A 20,002-nucleotide genomic window follows, 5' to 3' on the forward strand; every position below is an offset into this window, starting at 1 on the left:
CAACAGATGACATACGCCCCTGGGATATGGCAGGCTAGCGCAGCAAAATCAAAGGAGAACAGCATGACCATTACGCGTATTGATCCGGAACACCGCATGTCGGAAGCCGTTGTGCATAACCAAACCGTCTATTACACCAGCGTACCGGAAAATCTGGATGAAGATGCGGAAGCGCAAACTGCCAATGCGTTGGCCGTGATTGACGCCATTCTGACGCGCGTGGGATCAGATAAAAGCAAGATCCTCGACGCCACCATTTTCCTGGTGGAGAAAAGTGATTTCCCGGCGATGAATCGCGCCTGGGATGCGTGGGTTTCGCCGGGCAATGCGCCGGTGCGTTGCACCGTGCAGGCCGGATTGATGAACCCGAAGTATAAAGTCGAAATTAAAATCATCGCCGCGCTGTAAAAATCGTTCGGGCGTTATTCGTTGTCGTCTTCTTCATCCTCGTCGTCTTCGAACATCGCCCGAATCGCTTCACCTTTATAGGTTTGACGAATTTCCTGCGCCACTTGCGCAATCGCCTGTCCGCTCGACATACCGCCCGCCATTAATTCCTGGATGCGTTCAACCGCTTGCTGCTGTTGTTCGTGGGATAACGCTGGAAGACCTGTAAACATGATTCACTCCTGGTACATGGGGGACGCATTATTACCACGTGGAACAAACGGGTGCCAGCAACAAAAAAATATGTCAGGCTAGCGACCTGCTTGCTGAAGTGATTTGTCCCATGATGGTAAAAAGCCTCGTTCTGAAGTATACGCCCGAAACGCTGTTACACCTTTTTGCTCCGCTGGCCCACCAATGCTGGGCGATGTTGCTGACCTCCGGCCAGGCCGATCACGCGGATAACCGCTTTGATATCCTCACCGCCGATCCGCGTACGACGCTGACCACACGCGGTGCCAGCACTGAAATTGCTTGCGGTGATGAGGTCATTCATTCCGCAGCCGATCCACTGCTGCTGGTGCAACAGCAATGTGACGCGCTGGGTGTTAAGCCCACTTTTGATGCCGATTTACCCTTTCAGGGCGGTGCATTGGGTCTGTTTGGTTACGATTTGGGACGGCGCTTTGAAACTCTGCCAGAGCACGCGCAGCAGGATCTCATCACGCCGGATATGGCGGTGGGCATTTATGACTGGGCGCTGATCGCCGATCACCATCTGCAAAAATTGACGCTGGTTTCGCTCACCGATGCCGAGCAGCGTTGGCAATGGCTGCAAGCACAAACCGCGCCGCCAGCCGAGCCCTTCTCCTTAACCAGCGAGTGGCAATCGAATCTCAGTTTTGACGCCTATGCGCAGCGGTTCAACGCGGTGCAAGCCTATATTCAAGCCGGTGACTGCTATCAGGTGAATCTGGCGCAGCGTTTTCAGGCGGGCTATCGCGGCGATGAGTGGCAGGCATTTTTGCGTCTCACGCAGGCGAATCGCGCACCGTTCAGCGCCTTCCTGCGTTTGCCAAACAGCGCGCTGCTGAGTTTATCGCCGGAGCGCTTCCTCGCTTTACAGCAGCAAGAGATTGAAACGCGTCCGATCAAAGGCACCTTGCCGCGCCTTGCAGATGCCCAGGCCGATCGTTTGCAGGCAGAGAAACTTGCTAACTCAGAGAAAGATCGCGCTGAGAATCTGATGATTGTCGATCTGCTGCGCAATGATATTGGCCGCGTCGCCGTGCCCGGCAGCGTCAGCGTGCCGGAACTGTTCGTGGTTGAACCTTTCCCGGCAGTACATCATCTGGTCAGCACCGTGCGTGCACGTTTGCCTGAAACGCTAAGCGCAACCGATCTGCTGCGCGCCTGTTTCCCCGGCGGTTCGATTACCGGCGCACCGAAGATCCGCGCAATGGAGATTATCGAAGAGTTGGAGCCGCATCGCCGCAACGCGTGGTGTGGCAGTATCGGCTACATTAGCCTGTGTGGCCGCATGGATACCAGCATTACCATTCGCACCCTGATTGCGGAGAACCACCAGCTTTATTGCGCTGCCGGTGGCGGATTAGTGGCGGACAGCGACCTCAACGCCGAATATCAGGAAACCTTTCACAAGGTGAATCGTATTCTGCCCAGCCTGCGCGATGAGACCTGAAATGAGTTTAACCCTTGAGCAGTTCCTCAGCCGCTTTGTCCTGCAACCGCCTTTGCACATGCCAAAAAGCGCTATCAGCGGACGCCGTGCGGCGGTGCTGGTACCGGTGATCGCCGGCGCAGAACCTGGCTTGCTGCTCACGCGCCGCTCATCGCACCTGCGTAAACACGCGGGACAAGTGGCATTTCCCGGCGGCATGCAGGATGCCACTGACGCGTCATTGATCCACACCGCGCTGCGTGAAGCACAGGAAGAAGTGGGAATTCAACCGGAGCAGGTGCAGATCATTGGTGTTCTGCCGCCGGTAACCAGCAGCACCGGTTTCGCCGTGACCCCGGTGGTGGGCATTATTCCAGCTGATTTGGCTTTGCAGCTTAATCCGGACGAAGTGGAAAGCGCCTTTGCCATGCCGCTGGCGGAAGCGCTGCGCCTGAGCCGTTACAGCGATCTCACCTTACGGCGCGGTCATCGCCAACATCAGGTTTGGTTGTCATGGTATGAGGATTACTTTATCTGGGGCATGACCGCCGGAATTATTCGTGCGCTCGGTCAACAAATCGCCCTGCCGTAAATCTCCTAATGCTTTTGAGTGGGCTCAGGCAAATGTGCCTTCTTCAACAACGCGCACTGAAGCTGCGGAGCAGGCCGGTGCCGCTTTTGGGCCGGCAATCCGCAGCGCTGAACAAAGCGAGGAAGCCAGGAGAGCCCGCAGGACGCGGGCGAAAGGCGGAGCCGGGACAGGGACGTCCCGTCTCCGCCGGTCCGTCAGGCAAACGAGCGAAGTGAAGGCACCGCGCTAGCGGCGCGAGGACCGCCGGCCCAAAAGCGGCACCGGTCTGCGCACTCATCGTTGGTTTAACTAACCAAAAATGTGCCCCAAAACCCCCCCGCTTTGTTAGCCTTTCGCCGAGAAAACCGATCCGCTTCACAACTGCAGAAACGGATAACTATTTCTGTGGTTTATAATTAGTTTATTTCATGCGAAAAGCTGCTCGTTAACCGGCATGGGCGATTACTATTAGCCGCATAAACGGCTTCTGCCGTGCAGAATAAGATTTGTGAGGAGTGTCACCGGTGATTAGTGTTTTTGACATGTTTAAAGTGGGCATCGGCCCATCCAGTTCACATACCGTCGGCCCGATGAAAGCGGGCAAGCAGTTTGTTGATCTGCTGGCCGAACAAGGCAAATTGCAGGACGTGACGCGCGTGGCGGTCGACGTCTACGGTTCGCTGTCGCTCACTGGCAAAGGTCACCACACCGATATCGCTATTATCATGGGCCTGGCGGGTTTCGAACCGGCCACCGTGGATATCGACGGCATTCCCGCGTTCATCAAAGACGTGGAGCAACGCGAACGTCTGCTGTTAGCCAACGGCGCGCGCGAAGTGGACTTCCCCCGTGAAGGCGGCATGGTGTTCCGCAGCGAAAACCTGTCACTGCATGAGAATGGCATGACGGTGTTCGCTTTCGCTGGCGATCTATTAATTCTGAGCAAAACCTACTATTCCATCGGTGGCGGTTTCATCGTTGATGAAGAGCATTTCGGCCAGCCGGTGCTGAACGAAGTTTCTGTGCCGTGGCCGTTCCACTCTGCTAAAGAGCTGCTCAGCCATTGTCGCGAAAGCGGTCTGTCGCTGTCGGGTTTGGTGATGAAGAACGAACTGGCGCTGCATACTCGCGACGAGATTCACGCCTATTTTGGTCATGTGTGGCAAACCATGCAGGCCTGTATTGATCGCGGTCTCAATACCGAAGGCGTGCTGCCGGGCCCACTGCGCGTACCACGTCGCGCAGCTTCCTTGCGCCGCCTGCTGGTTTCATCTTCTAAGCATTCGAAAGATCCGATGGATGTGATCGACTGGGTGAACATGTTCGCGCTAGCGGTCAATGAAGAGAATGCGGCCGGTGGCCGTGTGGTGACAGCACCCACCAACGGTGCCTGCGGCATCGTGCCGGCGGTGTTGGCCTATTACGATCACTTTATCGAACCCGTTACGCCCGATATCTTTATCCGCTACTTCCTCGCCTCTGGCGCTATTGGCGTGCTGTACAAAATGAACGCCTCTATTTCGGGTGCCGAAGTGGGTTGCCAGGGCGAAGTCGGCGTGGCGTGCTCCATGGCGGCGGCCGGTCTGGCGGAACTGCTCGGCGGCAGCCCGGAGCAAGTGTGTGTCGCGGCGGAAATCGGCATGGAGCACAATCTGGGATTAACCTGCGATCCGGTCGCCGGTCAGGTTCAGGTGCCGTGCATTGAGCGCAACGCCATCGCTTCCGTGAAAGCCATCAACTCCGCGCGCATGGCGCTACGTCGTACCAGTGAACCGCGCGTGTCGCTGGATAAAGTGATTGAGACCATGTACGAAACCGGTAAGGACATGAACGCCAAATACCGTGAAACCTCACGCGGTGGATTGGCGATTAAGGTCCAGTGCGACTAATACTCCGCTGATGATTAAAGCATCAGTTGACTATTTTTCTGCATCTGTTGCTACCTCCAACTGAGTAAACCAGATACATTGATTTTGCGCGCGGCCCTTTGTGGCCGCGCTTTTTTTAGTGCCGTATTTTTTATTCAGCCGCGCTAAACCTGGCCGCCTCAATGCCGATAACCTACACGTTAATTTGGCTTCAATCTTTGTTTTGCAAGGTGGTTACTGATGCTCATTCCCCAGCAATTTGTGGGTCAATTTCGCCGTAAGCGACTGCTTATTGCGTTAGTGATCGCCTCGCTGGTTCTGGTCCTGACGCTAACTTTTCGTTATATCGAAGAGAAATCGCGCATTGAGCAGCAGTCGCTGAATTTCGCCACCCGCGCGATTGAACGCTTTGATCGTATGTTCTCGCCGCTGGATGTTTCCGCAAACAACACGCTCGGTCTGGTTGGCGTACCTTGTGCGCAAGTGCGTTATCCGCTGATTGAGAAAATTGCCGCGCTGCAAACCGTGCGCACCGTGTTGCTGGTTCAGGAAGACACGCTCTACTGCTCCAGCATTTTCGGCCCGCAACACCTCTCCTTCAGCCAAACCTACCCTGAGTTAGCCATCAATAATCAGCGCATGATGTTAGCCACGGATAATGATCTGCTGAAAGGATCGCCGGTGCTGCTGCTGTGGACGCCAAAATCGCTGGATAACCGCGAAGGTCTGCTGCAAGTCATTAATATTGAGTTGATGACCAACTATCTGCTCGAGCCGCAGTTGCCGTGGGTGGAGCGCGCGATCTTTAACGTCGGTGGTCAGAGCCTTGAATACGGCAATCCGCTGATTGAGCAAACCGAACCGTCTGAAGATGAAGTGGCTTACGATCAGGCATCGCTGCGTTATCCGTTCAGCATCACCTTGTACGGCCCTTCACCCGCCTGGCTGGCGCTCAACACGCTGCCTTCTCAGTTGCCGCTGGCGCTGATGCTGAGCCTGCTGATGGGTTACATCGTCTGGCTGGCGACCGCCAACCGTATGAGTCTCAGTTGGCAGATCAGTTATGGCATCACCGCTAACGAATTTATGGTCTATTGCCAGCCGCTGATTAACGCCAAAAGCGGCGAGTGTGACGGCATGGAACTGCTGCTGCGCTGGCATAACCAACGTCAGGGCTGGATTGCGCCGGACGTGTTTATTCCGCTCGCCGAGCGCCAGAACCTGATCGCGCCGTTAACCCGCTTCGTACTGGCGAAAGTGGTGGATGAGCTGCCCAACCTGCCGCAATGTCCGTCGTTCCATATTGCGATTAACGTTGCCGCCAGCCATTTCCGCGATCGCGCCATTGTGGAAGATCTGCAGAATATCTGGTGGCCCGCCAATCCGATGCCGAAACTGGTGGTCGAGCTGACGGAGCGTGATGCCCTGCCGATTATCGATCAATCGGTGGTGTCGCAGCTGCATGAGATTGGTGTGCGTCTGGCAATTGATGATTTCGGTACTGGCCACAGTTCGCTGGCTTACCTGAAAGACCTCAAACCGGACGTGCTTAAAATCGACAAGATTTTTACTGCCGCCATTGGCACCGACGCCATTAACGCGACCGTGACCGATATGGTGATCTCGCTGGCGCAGCGCCTGAATATTTCGCTGGTGGCGGAAGGTGTGGAAACTGCGGAACAGGCGCACTATTTGCGTGAGCGCGGCGTTGACCATCTGCAAGGCTATTTCTACGCGCGTCCCATGCCGATTGAAGATTTCCCGCAGTGGCTGGAGCAGCATCAGGCGCAGTTAAGCGCATAAAAAAACGGCCACTTATGTGGCCGTTTTTACTCGCATCAATCAGCTTACTTACTCGGCGTGTTCTTCGTGATCGAATGGCTTATCTTTGGTCACGCGCACCAGGTCGATACGGTAATCGGTCGCCTCAATCACCTGGAAGTGCAGCGGCGGCAAATCAATCACCTCGCCCGGCAGCGGCAGCTGGCCTTTCTGCGCAATCAACAAACCGGCTAACGAAGCGTGATCTTCATCGGCCTTCACTAACTCGTGATGATCCAGCAGCTGTTGCAGCGAGTGCAGATCGGTACCGCCCTTCACTAACCAACCGTCGCCATCGGCAATGATATCTGGCGTTTCATCTTCATCCGGGAACTCACCGGCAATCGCTTCCAGCACGTCCAGCGGCGTGATTAAGCCCTGTACCACACCAAACTCGTTGGTAACAATCACGAAGCTACCTTTAGCTCGGCGCAACACGCCCAGCAGATTGATTGGGTCCAGCGTTTCCGGTACCACAATCGCCGGGGTATTAGCAGCAAAGGTTGCCACATCCATACCGTGTTCCAGCGCCACCAGCAGCTCTTTAGCACGCACCACGCCAATGATTTCATCCAGCTCACCACGACACACCGGGAACAAACTGTGTGGCGTATCCAGCAGCTGAATACGGATTTCATCCAGCGGGCGCGAAACATCCACCCACGAAATGTTACCGCGCGGCGTCATGATGCTGCGGATTGAGCGTTGCGATAACGTCAATACGCCGTTAATCATGTAGCGTTCTTCGTCTTTAAACGCTTCCTGCGGCATCGCTTCGGTCAACGAGGTTTCTTCCGTGGTCGTCGCTTGCTTACGCTGGCGTCCGCCCATCAAACGCAAGATCGCTTCGGCGGTGCGTTCACGCATCGGGCGATGTTCCTGATGCTTAATAAAGTTACGGCGCGCAATCTGGTTAAACAGCTCGATGATGATCGAGAAGCCAATCGCCGCGTACAGGTAACCTTTAGGAATGTGGAAACCAAAGCCCTCGGCCACCAGCGACAGACCAATCATCAGCAGGAAGCTCAGACACAGCACCACCACCGTTGGGTGTGCGTTAACAAAATTCGTCAGCGGTTTTGAGGCCAGCAGCATCACGCCCATAGCGATTACCACCGCAGTCATCATCACCGGCAGATGGTTCACCATACCCACCGCAGTAATCACCGCATCCAGTGAGAACACCGCATCCAGCACGACGATCTGAATCACCACCGCCCAGAAACTGGCGTAGCTCTTATTGCCCTGATGTTCGAGTCCGCGGTTCTCGAGTCGCTCATGCAGTTCCATGGTTCCCTTGAATAACAGGAACAAACCACCGAACAACAAAATTAAATCTCGTCCGGAAAAGCTGAAATCGCCTACGCTGAATAGGGGTCGCGTCAGCGTCACGATCCAGGAGATGAGTGACAGCAAGCCAAGACGCATAATCAGGGCGAGCGACAAACCAATCAGTCGGGCTTTATCGCGCTGCTTTGGCGGCAATTTATCCGCGAGGATGGCGATAAACACCAGGTTATCAATACCGAGAACGATTTCCAGCACGATCAGCGTGAGCAAACCCGCCCAAATTGAGGGGTCGAAGAGAAATTCCATCAATGACTCCTTACCGAACGTGATGGCGTACGAAATTGCATCTGCACCAGAGGGCGAGACGTGGGATCGTTACAGTTGGTGATAACGCTGAAGAGCGTAAAAGCAGGCGCGGAATAGCGCTGAGAACATGTTGAGCGACGTCGGTGACGGTCCATAAAGGTGAGCTGAAGCCCGGTACTCCTGAATAAAAAACAGAACGCTAATGTATCAGTTACATCAACGACGTCAAAAAAATTTATTACATTTACAAATATCTACGTGAACGCATGAATAACGAACAAAAGTGCACATTAGCGCCGTTACGCTCGAAATAGCTGACAAACATCACATAATTTATTTTTTCGATCACTAAAATAAATCGCGACTTATCGCTGTGCAGCGGATTGTTTCGTTTTATTTATTGATGCTCTTTCTCAATCACATCATTAACGATCCACCTGAAACACTAACGGTAATTTTCAACGATTCCCGGCAATGCCAGAGAATCTCTCACGCGAACGGAGGTAGCAAGTGACCATTGCTATTGTAATTGGTACACATGGCTGGGCGGCAGAACAGTTGCTTAAAACAGCAGAGATGCTGTTGGGTGAGCAGGAAAATGTCGGATGGATTGATTTCGTTCCCGGCGAAAATGCAGAAACGCTAATCGAAAAGTATCAGGCACGGCTGGCAGACCTCGACACGTCAAAGGGCGTGTTGTTCCTGGTCGATACCTGGGGTGGCAGTCCATTTAATGCGGCCAGCCGCATTGTGGTGGACAAGGATGGCTATGATGTCATCGCCGGCGTCAACATTCCGATGCTGGTGGAAACCCTGATGGGACGCGATGACAATCCATCGCTGGAAGAACTGATTCACATCGCGGTAGAAGCCGGTCGTGAAGGTGTTAAAGCCCTCAAGACTGAAACGCCTGCGCAAGCCGCAGCTGCACCGGCTCCGGTTGCAGCGAAAGCGCCCGCTCAGCCGCAAAAACCGATGGCACCTGGCGATCACATGAAAATCGGCCTGGCGCGTATTGATGACCGCTTGATTCACGGGCAAGTGGCCACGCGCTGGACCAAAGAGACCAACGTTAGTCGCATTATCGTAGTGTCTGATGAAGTGGCCAACGATCATGTGCGCAAAACCCTGCTGACGCAGGTGGCCCCGCCGGGCGTCACCGCGCATGTGGTGGATGTCGACAAGATGGTTCGCGTGTGGAACAACCCGAAATATGGCCAGGATAAAGTGATGCTGCTGTTCACCAATCCCACGGATGTAGTGAGGATTGTTGAGCAAGGCGTGGACATTAAGTCGGTCAATATTGGTGGCATGGCGTTCCGTCAGGGCAAAACGCAGGTGAACAACGCGGTATCGGTGGATGAAAAAGATATCACGGCATTCCGCAAACTTAATGAACGCGGTATCGAACTGGAAGTACGTAAAGTCTCCAGCGATCAGCGACTGAAAATGATGGACCTGATCGCCAAGGTCAATCCGTAGTTCGCCCTTTTGCCTGCACATGTGGGCGAATTTTAGAGACCTTGCAGAGGAGAAATGCAATGGAGATAACCACGCTACAAATCATTTTGATATTTATTGTGGCCTGTATCGCCGGGATGGGATCGATTCTTGATGAGTTCCAGTTCCACCGTCCGCTGGTGGCTTGTACCTTAATTGGTGCAGTCCTCGGTGATATGAAAACCGGTATCATCATCGGCGGTACGCTGGAGATGATTGCACTGGGCTGGATGAACATTGGTGCGGCTGTTGCACCAGATGCGGCGCTGGCTTCGATTATCTCAACCATTTTGGTTATCGCTGGTGGTCAAAGCGTCGGTGCTGGTATCGCGCTGGCGATTCCACTGGCCGCAGCCGGTCAGGTTCTGACCATCATCGTGCGTACCATCACTGTCGCCTTCCAGCACGCCGCCGATAAGGCAGCCGAGAAAGGTAACCTTAATGCGATTAGCTGGATCCACGTTTCTGCGCTGGTATTGCAGGCGATGCGTATTGCCATCCCAGCTTTGATCGTGGCGATTTCTGTTGGTACGCACGTGGTTCAGGAACTGCTGAACTCGATTCCTGAAGTGGTCACCAACGGCCTGAACATCGCCGGCGGCATGATCGTGGTAGTCGGTTACGCGATGGTCATCAATATGATGCGCGCGGGCTACCTGATGCCGTTCTTCTACCTTGGCTTCGTTACTGCAGCCTTCACCAACTTCAATCTGGTTGCGCTCGGCGTGATTGGCGTGGTGATGGCGGTGCTGTATATCCAGCTGGCACCGAAATATAACCGCGTTGCAGGTGCTGCAAATGCCGGTCCTGCAAACAATGACCTCGATAACGAACTCGACTAGGAACAGGTGAAATCATGGTTGATACAACTAACACTCCAAAGAAACTCACCCCCGGCGATGTCCGTGGTGTGTTCCTGCGCTCTAACCTGTTTCAGGGTTCGTGGAACTTTGAACGTATGCAGGCGCTGGGTTTTTGCTACTCAATGGTGCCGGTGATTCGTCGCCTCTATCCAGAAAACAACGACGAACGTAAACAGGCGATTAAACGTCACCTGGAGTTCTTCAACACCCACCCTTACGTGGCAGCGCCGGTATTGGGCGTTACCATGGCGATGGAAGAGCAGCGTGCCAACGGTGCGCCGATTGATGATGCGGCGATTAACGGCATCAAAGTGGGTCTGATGGGGCCGCTGGCAGGCGTAGGTGACCCGATCTTCTGGGGTACCGTGCGTCCGGTGTTTGCTGCACTCGGTGCTGGTATCGCCATGAGCGGCAGCTTGTTAGGTCCGTTACTGTTCTTCATCCTGTTTAACGCGGTTCGTCTGTTAACGCGTTACTACGGTGTGGCGTACGGCTACCGTAAAGGTGTGGATATCGTCAGTGATATGGGCGGCGGTTTCCTGCAGAAACTGACGGAGGGCGCGTCGATTCTCGGCCTCTTTGTTATGGGGGCTTTGGTTAACAAGTGGACGCATGTGAATGTGCCGCTGGTGGTGTCGCGCATCACCGACCAGACCGGTAAAACCACGGTTACCACGGTGCAATCGATTCTCGATCAGCTGATGCCTGGCCTGATTCCACTGCTGCTGACCTTTGGCTGTATGTGGCTGCTGCGTCGTAAGGTGAATGCGTTGTGGATTATCGTCGGCTTCTTCGCCCTCGGTATCTTCGGTTACTGGATCGGCCTGCTCGGTCTGTAATCAGCCAGCCGGGAGCCACGCTCCCGGCTATTTTTGAGCGGCATTACCTGAGCGCCCACGTTGAGGTAATTTCGATTGAGGAAGAGTATTTTATGTCACTGACTGACGCGCTGATCGCCCTGCTGATTGCAGGCTTCATTCTTTTCGCTATCTATGATGAAGCGATCCTGCCGCGCCGCAACGGCCCGACCAAACTGCGCGTCGCGCTGCGCCGTCGCCATAAGATCGATAGCGCCATTTTCGTGGTGCTGCTGCTCATTCTTCTGTGGAACAACATTGATAAACATGGCACGCAACTCACCACCAATTTGCTGATGGTGCTGTGCTTTATGGCGATTTGGCTATTCTGGGTGCGTAGCCCGAAGCTGCTGATGAAGGAAAATGGACTGTTTTTTGGCAGCGTGTGGATCGATTACGCTCGCATTCAGAGTATGAACCTGTCGGAAGACGGCATTCTGGTGATGCAACTGGAGCAGCGTCGCCTGCTGATTGCCGTCAAACAGCTTGATGATCTGGAACGTATCTACAATACGCTGGTGGAAGCGCGTTAATCGCGCTGCCACAACGTTAGCATGAAGTCGGCATCACAGGTAAACTCGCTGGATGCCGCAAGGTCCTGCCACACCTCTTCGCGCGCACGCCAGGAAAATGGCGTCATCTGCAATAAGCTCACCGCCTCACTTCCGCTCAACGTCATGCTGTAATTCAGGTTTTGCTGATCGATCTGCTTAAAACCGGCATATACCTTTTCTTCCGCCGCATGCAGCTGTACTTCGCGATAAATCAGCGCCTTGAACTGCTGCAAATGATGCGGTCCCGGCGTCACCGTTAGCAGGTAGCCACCCGCTTTAATCACACGGCTCAGCTCCTCTTCATTACAAGGCGCATAAATGCGCACTACGCCATCCAGAGAAGCATCGGCAAAAGGCAAACGCTGGCTGGAGGCCACGCAGAATTTCACCGTGCGATAGCGTTTAGCGGCCATGCGAATCGCTGCTTTTGCGACATCCAGACCAAAGAGTTGTGCCTGCGGCAACGCATCGGCCAATGCTGCGGTGTAATAGCCTTCTCCGCAGCCGATATCTAATAGCTGCGAATTTTGATTACTCAGGTGCTGCGCAAGGATTTCGGCAACACCCGCGCGCAACGGCTGATAATGTCCAGCATCGAGGAAGGCACGACGTGCCTGCAGCATCTCAGCGCTATCGCCCGGTTCGCGCGAACCTTTGTGCTGCACCGGCAGCAAATTGACGTACCCTTCTTTGGCCTGATCAAATTGATGCCCAGCATCACAGCGGAAGCTATTCGCCTGCTGCAATAAAGGCTGATGACAAAGTGGGCAAATCAAAGACATAGATAACTCCGGGTTAGCAATTCGCGGCGCAGTTTACCCTGATCATCTGGCTACAGAAAGGATAAAAGAAAAAGCCCCGTTCAGTGAACGGGGCTTTAGGATTCGTTTCAGTGGTGCATGGCACCGAGCCTGAGGGCGAAATCAGATTGGGGTAACGTTGACCGCAGCAGGACCTTTCTGGCCGTCCTGGATTTCGAACTCAACGCTTTGGCCTTCGGCCAGAGTTTTAAAACCATTGCCCTGGATTGCAGAGAAGTGTACGAACACATCTTTGCTACCATCAGCAGGAGTAATAAAACCAAAACCTTTAGACTCGTTGAACCACTTAACCTGACCTTTAATCTTTGCCATTTCGCAAATTTCCTTTCAATGATTATATTGCCCGCAGGCAGACTTACAGATAAACCAGAGACATTACTGAATGAGGCACTAATTTAAGGTTCGGCAAGGAAGCGGTATTCAACGTCAACGTCTTTACTCGTAACTTCTTTACTGAAGATGCCATACATAAACAGAACTGTACCTCGTTTGACCCACGATTTGTTATCACATATCCGTAAATTAATGGCAAGCCATTTTTAAACGGTGATCGACGTGACGCACATAATTAGTTAATTGCCGCTGCACTTCATCAATCAACATATTGACACCCAACCCGTAAGGTGCGCAAAAAAGGGTTATCAGTCAGTATAGTTAGCGCCTAATCCTCACTTAGTCAAGCGCAGCGGTAATGTCTAAACAGGTACATTTTAAAGGGGTAAAAAGTACGACATAAATATTGCACTAATATGGCATCAATAAAATATTCCACTAAAAAGTTCGCCAGCCACACAACAACTGCGCGCCGTTCAAATCTTGTACAAATAGTTTTCTCAGGTATAAGTTATTAATTGCTTTGCACCAAAATCAGGAGAAACCAATAATATGCGCCCCATATAAACGCATTAACATTAGGTGGCATTTATCTCAATTTTAACTATCAACCCAACAATTAAATGTTAAAAAAAACATTGATGAGCTTGATTTAACAAAAACTCCTTAGGATTAATCTTAGTTGAAATTCTTTCTGGCAGAGATCATCGCTATTCATACTTGATTCAGGAAGCGAATTCACTAAATGGCATTATCCCGCCACGCACCATTTCAGTGCGCAGCCGGTTGCCCTGTCGGCGATTAATTCACCCCCTTCCAACGCCTTAACGTTCCGGGATCATCCGAATAAAATCGCGTTTTTCATCCGCGTCTTCATCCGCTAGTGGTTTTGCTGTGGATGGCTGTGCGTCAACCAGACGACGCAGCAGCACATTCTGTTTCTTTTGCTCTTCGATAACGGCTTCCAGCAAACGGATCTGCTCACTGGCACGCACGCTAGCCCGGTTAACAAAGAACCAGACAATAAAGGCCACAAGAATGATGATGGCCAGAACGCCATAGTTGAACAGCGGGCTGGTGTTTGCGGCTAATTCGTTCATAACTGCCTCTGTAGTCAAAAATCAAACCTCTACTCCGCCGCTGATTCTACTCGTTGCCGGGGCAAAAGATAATGGGTAGCGACGGAAAGCAGATTATCCCGCAAGACCTCTTTCAGTTATCTCTGATCGATTCGATAGCGAAAGCGAGGCATGCTGCTACAGTAGATTCGCAGCCATGTTGGACGCGCTGCGTTGTGTATCACAAGGAGAAAAGATGAAACTACTTATTCGGACGATTATGCTGGTGGCACTAATTTGGTTGGCGATGCTGCTAACCGGCTATGGCGTACTCACCGGCAGCAATAAGAATGCGGCGGGATTGGGACTGCAATGCAGTTATCTGACCGCACGCGGCATGATTACAGCACAGTATCTGCACACAGACAGCGGTATCGTCGGCGTAACGGATTGCCCACTGCTGAAGAAAAGTGGCGAAGTGGTCGACAATTAAACGTTGAAACGGGCTGGAAACAGCCCGTTTTTCATTTCAGAACGGATAGTCGTGATAGCCCATTTGTTCAGACAGATTGTGCGCCGCACGGTGCAGCATCGCCACATACTCATTTTTGGCTTCTTCTGAAAAACGAATGGTGGGGAACGAGATGCTCAATCCCGCAATCACCACACCAAAGCGGTCAAACACCGGCACCGCGATACAGCGTAAGCCCTCTTCCTGCTCTTCATTATCTTCGCCAAATCCCTGCTCTTTCACCTGATCCAGCACCGCCAGCAGCGCTTCTGCAGTGACAATGGTTTTGGCAGTGCTGCGGCGGAACTCCACTTCGCTGAGGATCTCCTGTACTTCAGCGCGATCGCGCCATGCCAGTAACACTTTACCAATTGCGGTGGTGTGCAATGGATTGCGGCGGCCGATGCGCGAATACATGCGCAGGTTATACAATGAATCGATTTTATGGATATAGACGATGCTGTCTTCTTCCAGCGCACCGAGGTGAATGGTTTCTTTGGTCAGACGTGACAGCTCACGCATCTCAATATCGGCGCTACGAATCAGATCGACGTTCTGTAACGCTTTGGCCCCGAGCTCAAACAGCTTAAGCGTCAGCGAGTATTTCTCACTTTCCCCTTCCTGCGCCACATAACCAAGCGATTTCATGGTCTGTAAAAAGCGATAGACGGTGCTTTTCGACATCATCACGCGTTGGGACAATTCGGTGATTCCGTGATCGCGCTCTTCGCCCAGCGCCTGCAGAATGCCAAACACTTTCATCACCGATGAAACCGAGTCCGGCTGTTTATCGTTATCGCTGCTCGCCATGGCGCGTATCCTTTTTTGACAGTGTTTCAAAAAAAACGGAACAGAAGCGCCAGTATATGCGTTTCAACCTGATGGCGGCAACGATTGACGCTAAGTGACACATCCACACGTAATTTTATGTCAATGAATGCGGTGCTTTTCGGCAGCGAATTGATTAGCATGATGATATTCACTTCCTTTACTTACCTAACTTATGCCTTCTACTGTTGCTCAGGATGGATTGCCCATTCCACAGCGCTATGGCGCGATCATTACCATTGCACTCGGTATCATGATGGCGGTGCTGGATGGGGCTATCGCCAACGTGGCTTTGCCGACCATTGCCCGTGAACTGAATGCCAGTCCAGCCGAATCGATCTGGATTGTTAACGCCTATCAAATCGCTATCGTTATCTCGCTGCTGTCTCTATCGTTTCTTGGCGATATGCTTGGCTACCGCCGCGTCTATCAGGTTGGACTTGCGCTGTTTATCGCCACCTCGCTGTTTTGCGCCCTCTCCTCATCACTGAACACGCTAACCGTGGCCCGCGTGCTGCAAGGCTTTGGTGGCGCAGCGCTGATGAGCGTCAACACGGCTTTAATCCGCATCATCTATCCGCAGCGCTTTCTCGGACGCGGTATGGCGATCAACTCGCTGATCGTTGCGGTGTCGAGTGCGGCTGGCCCCACTGTGGCGGCAGCGATTCTTTCCGTCGCCAGTTGGAAATGGCTGTTCCTGATCAACATTCCACTTGGCATCGTTGCGTTATGGCTGGCGTTGCGTTTCCTGCCGGATAACCCGCAGAAAGCCAAACAACAGAAATTCGACGTGCCCAGCGCCGTAATGAATGCCCTGTTCTTTGGCCTGCTGATTACAGCACTGAGCGGCTTCTCGCAAGGGCAAAACGGCTGGTTGATTGTGGCCGAGTTGGTGGCATTAGTGTTGGTGGGCATCGTGTTTGTCCGTCGCCAACTGGCGATGCCGGTGCCATTGTTGCCGGTGGATTTGCTGCGCATTCCGATCTTTTCGCTGTCGATTGGCACCTCAATTTGCTCATTCTGCGCGCAGATGCTGGCGATGGTGGCGCTGCCGTTCTTCCTGCAAAACGTGTTGGGTCGTGATGAAGTAGCAACCGGTTTGCTGCTCACGCCGTGGCCGCTGGCAACCATGGTGATGGCGCCGATTGCGGGTCGACTGATAGAGAAATTCCATGCCGGATTGTTGGGCGGATTGGGATTAGCGATGTTCGCTGCCGGCCTGTTCATGCTGGCGCTGTTGCCGACTCAGCCAACGGATGGGGATATCATCTGGCGCATGATGCTATGCGGTGCCGGTTTTGGCCTGTTCCAGTCACCTAACAATCACACCATCATCACCGCAGCACCGCGTAATCGCAGCGGTGGCGCCAGCGGCATGCTCGGCACCGCGCGTCTGGTAGGACAAAGCAGCGGCGCGGCGCTGGTGGCGCTGATGTTTAATCTGTTCAACGATAGCGGCACGCACGCGTCACTGCTATTGGCGGGCAGCTTTGCCAGCGTCGCCGCCGTGGTGAGCCTGGCGCGTATGACGCAGACACGGCAGACTGTCGAATCCTGAAAACAACAAGGGCGCCATCTGGCGCCCTTGTTCTTGGTATGTCGACAATGACTACTTCAGGTATTCACCGCTGCGCAGCGCTTCGATACGTTTATCGAGCGGCGGGTGCGACATGAACAGCTCGCTCAACGATTTGTTTTTACCGTTGATACAGAATGCCATCATGCTGCCTGGCTCCTGCGGCTCGTAGCTGGTTTTCAGACGTTGCAGCGCGGCAATCATCTTCTCGCGACCCACCAGTTTCGCGGAACTCGCATCGGCGTGGAATTCACGGTGACGTGAGAACCACATGGTAATGATGCTAGCGAGGAAGCCGAACAGCAGTTCCAACACCATCGAGACGGCAAAATAGACCATCGGATTTCCGTTGCTGCTCTCTTCACCGTCGCGGTTACCCGACAGGAAGCCGGAAGCAATCTGCGCCAAAATACGCGAGATGAAAATAACAAAGGTGTTCACCACACCCTGAATCAGCGTCATGGTGATCATGTCACCGTTAGCTATGTGGGAGATTTCGTGCGCCAGCACCGCTTCCGCTTCATCGCGGCTCATGTTTTGCAACAAGCCAGTGGAAACAGCGACCAGTGACGCGTCACGGCGCGCACCTGTCGCAAAGGCGTTAATGTCGGGCGCGTGATAAATCGCCACCTGCGGCATTGCAATGCCAGCCTGTTGTGCCTGGCGGCCGACGGTTTCCATCAGCCAGCGTTCCGTCTCATTACGCGGTTGTTCAATGACCTCACCGCCAACGGATCGTAACGCCATCCATTTGGACATCAGCAGTGAAACAAACGCACCGCCAAAGCCAAACAGACCTGCCATAATCATCAGACCCTGAACACTGCTTGACTGGATTCCTGTCAGACTCAAAATCAGTCCGAATACCAACATCACCGCCAGGTTGGTGAGCAGGAAAAGAGCAATACGCATCATAAACGTTAATCTTCCTCAGTTGTGCACGCGCATATGCGCGGATATCTATCCTATGGTCATCGCCGCGCATTTCAAGCAACCTTAATCTTTAAGTGCCTAAAAAGACATAACTTTACATTAGGAAGTGAAGTGCGCACTTCAGTGCATCAGCCGCGCTTAATAACGATTTTAGCCTAAAAAAAAGCACCGCCGAAGCGGTGCTGTTTCATAGGCCAGACGGTTATTTCGCGCTTTCGGCTGCAGGCTGAGATTTTTCCAGCTGCGCCATGTCGTTAGCGATTTTCACCGTTTCATCCAGATACGGATCGGGCTCTTTATAGTCTTTCGGTAGATCTTCGATGCTCTTCAGCGGCGCTTTGCCTTCCGCCTGATAGCGTGCGTTGATACGTTCCAGACGCAGTGCATCATCTTCGCGGTTCTCTTTCTCACGCTGAGCAAGATTGAGCGACACGATATTACGCTTGTCTTTCATCGCATCGAAACGCGCAATATCTTTCATGATGTACTGGAACTCGCGATCTTTAGCGATGCGAGCGGCGTGCTCTTTGGTCAGCTGCGGTACCAGCGGCGCGATATCGCCGGTCTTGGTGTAGCTTGCCGCATTCACGCTGTCCCAAGGCAACGCGTTGTCCTCGAACTTCTCTCCGGTTTCTGCCGCTTCGACGCCGGTTGGCATCAGCAGATCCGGCGTTACGCCTTTACGCTGAGTACTTCCGCCGTTGATACGGTAGAACTTCTGAATGGTGTACTGTACGGAACCCAGCGCTGGCCACTCAGGACGCAGCATCTGATCGTAAATGCGGTTCAGAGAACGATACTGCTGCACGGTGCCTTTACCGAAGGTCGGTTCACCGACAATCAGCGCACGACCGTAATCCTGCATCGCCGCAGCGAAGATTTCAGACGCCGAAGCACTGAAGCGATCGACCAGCACCACCAGCGGACCTTTGTAATAGACAATGCCGTCGTTATCGCTGTCTTCGCGCACGCGTCCATTGTTATCACGCACCTGCACCACCGGGCCACTAGGAATAAACAGGCCAGAGAGTGAAACGGCTTCGGTCAGGGCGCCACCGCCGTTGGTACGCAGATCGATCACCACGCTGTCGACGTTCTGCTTCTGCAATTTCTGCAGCTGCACCTTCACATCGTCAGTCAGGCCAACGTAGAAGCCAGGAATGTCGAGCACGCCGACCTTCTCTTTACCAACGTTGTGCACGGTCCCTTTCACGGCGCGATCTTCCAGACGGATTTTTTCACGCGTCAGCGTGACGGTGCGGGTTTTCGTGCCCTTACCGGCTGGCAGGATTTCCAGGCGTACTTTGCTGCCTTTCGGTCCTTTTATTTTTGAAACCACATCATCCAGACGCCAGCCAATCACATCTTCCATTGGCTTGCCCGGCTGAGCGACACCGACAATGCGGTCGCCGACGCTGATCGCTTTACTCTTCGCCGCCGGACCACCTGCGACCATCGAGTTGATCACCGTGTAATCGTCATCCATCTGCAGCACTGCGCCAATACCTTCCAGCGACAGGCTCATTTCGGTATTGAACTGCTCGGTGTTGCGCGGTGAAAGATAGTTAGTGTGCGGATCGATTTCATGCGCGAACGCAGTCATCGCCAGCTGGAACACATCTTCACTGTTGCTTTGCGCCAGACGACGGATGGCAAAGTTGTAACGCTTGGTCAGCGTTTCGCGGATCTCTTTCTCATCTTTACCGGCCAGTTTCAGGCTCAGTTCGTCATATTTAACTTTGGCATCCCACAGCGCGTTGAGCTCATCAACGCTCTTCGGCCATGGCGATTTTGCCCGGTCAATGTCAATGGTGTCATTGCCGGTGAAATTCATTGGGCGGTTCAGCACGCTCAGCGCATATTGATAGCGCTCAAAGCGACGTTTCTGCGCCAGATTGTAGAGATCGTAGAACACATCCAGCTTACCGCTGCGGAACTCATCACCGACGGTGGTTTTCTTATCGGCGAATTGCGCGACATCCGATGCCAGCAGCACGTTGTGGCTGTAGTCGAGCAGATTCAGGTAGCGATCAAAAATTTTCGCGGAAAAATCCTGATTCAAATCGAACTGGCGATAGTGAGAGCGGGTAAAACGCGAGGTAACGCGTTCGCTGACGGTGGGATGCTGTGGATCTTCGTGTAGCTGGGGAATCTGGTCGGCGCGGGTAATATTATCTGCACCAAAGGTGGGGCCTGCTAAAAGCAGGCCCGCGATCATACCGATCTTTAAAATAGTGTTCATGC

At 53.3% G+C, this 20,002-nt stretch carries 20 protein-coding genes; 11 read left to right on the top strand and 9 right to left on the bottom strand.

Annotation, left to right across the window (positions count from 1 at the left end; translation table 11 throughout):
• Window positions 1–63 precede the first annotated feature (63 nt).
• Window positions 64–408, top strand: coding sequence for a RidA family protein (locus tag AC6I8A_RS10865; protein WP_061718729.1), 345 nt, complete (start codon window positions 64–66; stop codon window positions 406–408).
• Window positions 409–422: 14 nt separating this feature from the next.
• Here AC6I8A_RS10865 and AC6I8A_RS10870 read toward each other — a convergent pair whose 3' ends face one another.
• Entirely contained in the window at window positions 423–620 is a 198-nt protein-coding gene (locus AC6I8A_RS10870) for a YoaH family protein (RefSeq protein WP_008110398.1), read from the bottom strand.
• 110 nt (window positions 621–730) lie between these two features.
• Between AC6I8A_RS10870 and pabB the strand changes: the two genes are divergently transcribed.
• The 4 genes from pabB (at window position 731) to pdeD (ending at window position 6,310) form a co-directional block, all read left to right on the top strand.
• Window positions 731–2,089, top strand: a complete 1,359-nt coding sequence (gene pabB, locus AC6I8A_RS10875) for an aminodeoxychorismate synthase component 1 (protein ID WP_497818454.1) — start codon at window positions 731–733, stop codon at window positions 2,087–2,089.
• Between the two features lies 1 nt (window position 2,090).
• Entirely contained in the window at window positions 2,091–2,660 is a 570-nt protein-coding gene (locus AC6I8A_RS10880) for a CoA pyrophosphatase (protein ID WP_497818455.1), read from the top strand.
• A gap of 503 nt (window positions 2,661–3,163) precedes the next feature.
• Complete coding sequence (locus tag AC6I8A_RS10885; protein ID WP_497818456.1) at window positions 3,164–4,528, top strand: L-serine ammonia-lyase; 1,365 nt, start codon at window positions 3,164–3,166, stop codon at window positions 4,526–4,528.
• 219 nt (window positions 4,529–4,747) lie between these two features.
• Window positions 4,748–6,310, top strand: a complete 1,563-nt coding sequence (gene pdeD / locus AC6I8A_RS10890) for a cyclic di-3',5'-guanosine monophosphate phosphodiesterase PdeD (protein ID WP_293797378.1) — start codon at window positions 4,748–4,750, stop codon at window positions 6,308–6,310.
• A gap of 48 nt (window positions 6,311–6,358) precedes the next feature.
• On the opposite strand, the gene AC6I8A_RS10895 is transcribed toward pdeD, so the two are convergent.
• On the bottom strand, window positions 6,359–7,924 hold the full coding sequence (locus tag AC6I8A_RS10895) for a TerC family protein (RefSeq protein WP_008110408.1): 1,566 nt from the start codon (window positions 7,922–7,924) through the stop codon (window positions 6,359–6,361).
• A 510-nt stretch (window positions 7,925–8,434) separates the two neighbouring features.
• Here AC6I8A_RS10895 and manX point away from each other — a divergent pair.
• From manX to AC6I8A_RS10915, 4 genes are all read left to right on the top strand, one after another.
• Window positions 8,435–9,406: a PTS mannose transporter subunit IIAB gene (gene manX, locus AC6I8A_RS10900; RefSeq protein ID WP_008110409.1), complete on the top strand. Its 972-nt coding sequence runs from the start codon at window positions 8,435–8,437 to the stop codon at window positions 9,404–9,406.
• Between the two features lie 59 nt (window positions 9,407–9,465).
• On the top strand, window positions 9,466–10,266 hold the full coding sequence (locus tag AC6I8A_RS10905) for a PTS mannose/fructose/sorbose transporter subunit IIC (RefSeq protein WP_008110410.1): 801 nt from the start codon (window positions 9,466–9,468) through the stop codon (window positions 10,264–10,266).
• Between the two features lie 14 nt (window positions 10,267–10,280).
• Window positions 10,281–11,126 carry a PTS mannose transporter subunit IID gene (locus AC6I8A_RS10910; protein ID WP_008110411.1) on the top strand — a complete coding sequence of 282 codons (846 nt, stop codon included), beginning with the start codon at window positions 10,281–10,283 and terminating at the stop codon, window positions 11,124–11,126.
• Window positions 11,127–11,218: 92 nt separating this feature from the next.
• Window positions 11,219–11,677: a DUF986 family protein gene (locus tag AC6I8A_RS10915; protein ID WP_061718723.1), complete on the top strand. Its 459-nt coding sequence runs from the start codon at window positions 11,219–11,221 to the stop codon at window positions 11,675–11,677.
• Here AC6I8A_RS10915 and rlmA read toward each other — a convergent pair.
• The 4 genes from rlmA to AC6I8A_RS10935 all read right to left on the bottom strand — a co-directional run bounded on the left by rlmA (window position 11,674) and on the right by AC6I8A_RS10935 (window position 13,952).
• The gene (rlmA, locus tag AC6I8A_RS10920) at window positions 11,674–12,480 is read right to left on the bottom strand and encodes a 23S rRNA (guanine(745)-N(1))-methyltransferase (protein WP_479489590.1); all 807 of its coding nucleotides are present in this window, start codon (window positions 12,478–12,480) and stop codon (window positions 11,674–11,676) included. The two genes, AC6I8A_RS10915 and rlmA, sit on opposite strands and share 4 nt — an antisense overlap.
• A 141-nt stretch (window positions 12,481–12,621) precedes the next feature.
• Complete coding sequence (gene cspE, locus AC6I8A_RS10925; protein ID WP_008110414.1) at window positions 12,622–12,831, bottom strand: transcription antiterminator/RNA stability regulator CspE; 210 nt, start codon at window positions 12,829–12,831, stop codon at window positions 12,622–12,624.
• An 83-nt stretch (window positions 12,832–12,914) separates the two neighbouring features.
• Window positions 12,915–12,989: a DUF2627 domain-containing protein gene (locus AC6I8A_RS10930; RefSeq protein WP_110866451.1), complete on the bottom strand. Its 75-nt coding sequence runs from the start codon at window positions 12,987–12,989 to the stop codon at window positions 12,915–12,917.
• Window positions 12,990–13,676: 687 nt separating this feature from the next.
• Window positions 13,677–13,952, bottom strand: coding sequence for a YebO family protein (locus tag AC6I8A_RS10935; RefSeq protein ID WP_256696604.1), 276 nt, complete (start codon window positions 13,950–13,952; stop codon window positions 13,677–13,679).
• Between the two features lie 214 nt (window positions 13,953–14,166).
• On the opposite strand from AC6I8A_RS10935, the gene AC6I8A_RS10940 reads away from it, so the two are divergent.
• On the top strand, window positions 14,167–14,403 hold the full coding sequence (locus AC6I8A_RS10940; RefSeq protein ID WP_008110416.1) for a YobH family protein: 237 nt from the start codon (window positions 14,167–14,169) through the stop codon (window positions 14,401–14,403).
• Window positions 14,404–14,439: 36 nt separating this feature from the next.
• Here the strand turns inward: AC6I8A_RS10940 and kdgR are convergent, their stop codons facing one another.
• Window positions 14,440–15,231 carry a DNA-binding transcriptional regulator KdgR gene (gene kdgR / locus AC6I8A_RS10945; protein ID WP_497818457.1) on the bottom strand — a complete coding sequence of 264 codons (792 nt, stop codon included), beginning with the start codon at window positions 15,229–15,231 and terminating at the stop codon, window positions 14,440–14,442.
• Window positions 15,232–15,424: 193 nt separating this feature from the next.
• Here kdgR and AC6I8A_RS10950 point away from each other — a divergent pair, with 193 nt between their 5' ends.
• Entirely contained in the window at window positions 15,425–16,807 is a 1,383-nt protein-coding gene (locus AC6I8A_RS10950) for an MFS transporter (protein ID WP_497818458.1), read from the top strand.
• A gap of 51 nt (window positions 16,808–16,858) precedes the next feature.
• Here the strand turns inward: AC6I8A_RS10950 and htpX are convergent, their stop codons facing one another.
• Together htpX and prc are read right to left on the bottom strand one after the other, a co-directional pair.
• On the bottom strand, window positions 16,859–17,740 hold the full coding sequence (gene htpX / locus AC6I8A_RS10955; protein ID WP_497818459.1) for a protease HtpX: 882 nt from the start codon (window positions 17,738–17,740) through the stop codon (window positions 16,859–16,861).
• Window positions 17,741–17,960: 220 nt separating this feature from the next.
• Complete coding sequence (gene prc / locus AC6I8A_RS10960; RefSeq protein ID WP_265297897.1) at window positions 17,961–20,000, bottom strand: carboxy terminal-processing peptidase; 2,040 nt, start codon at window positions 19,998–20,000, stop codon at window positions 17,961–17,963.
• Window positions 20,001–20,002: the final 2 nt, after the last annotated feature.

The sequence above is a fragment of the Pantoea sp. X-Soil-ISGK-275 genome, assembly GCF_059730795.1.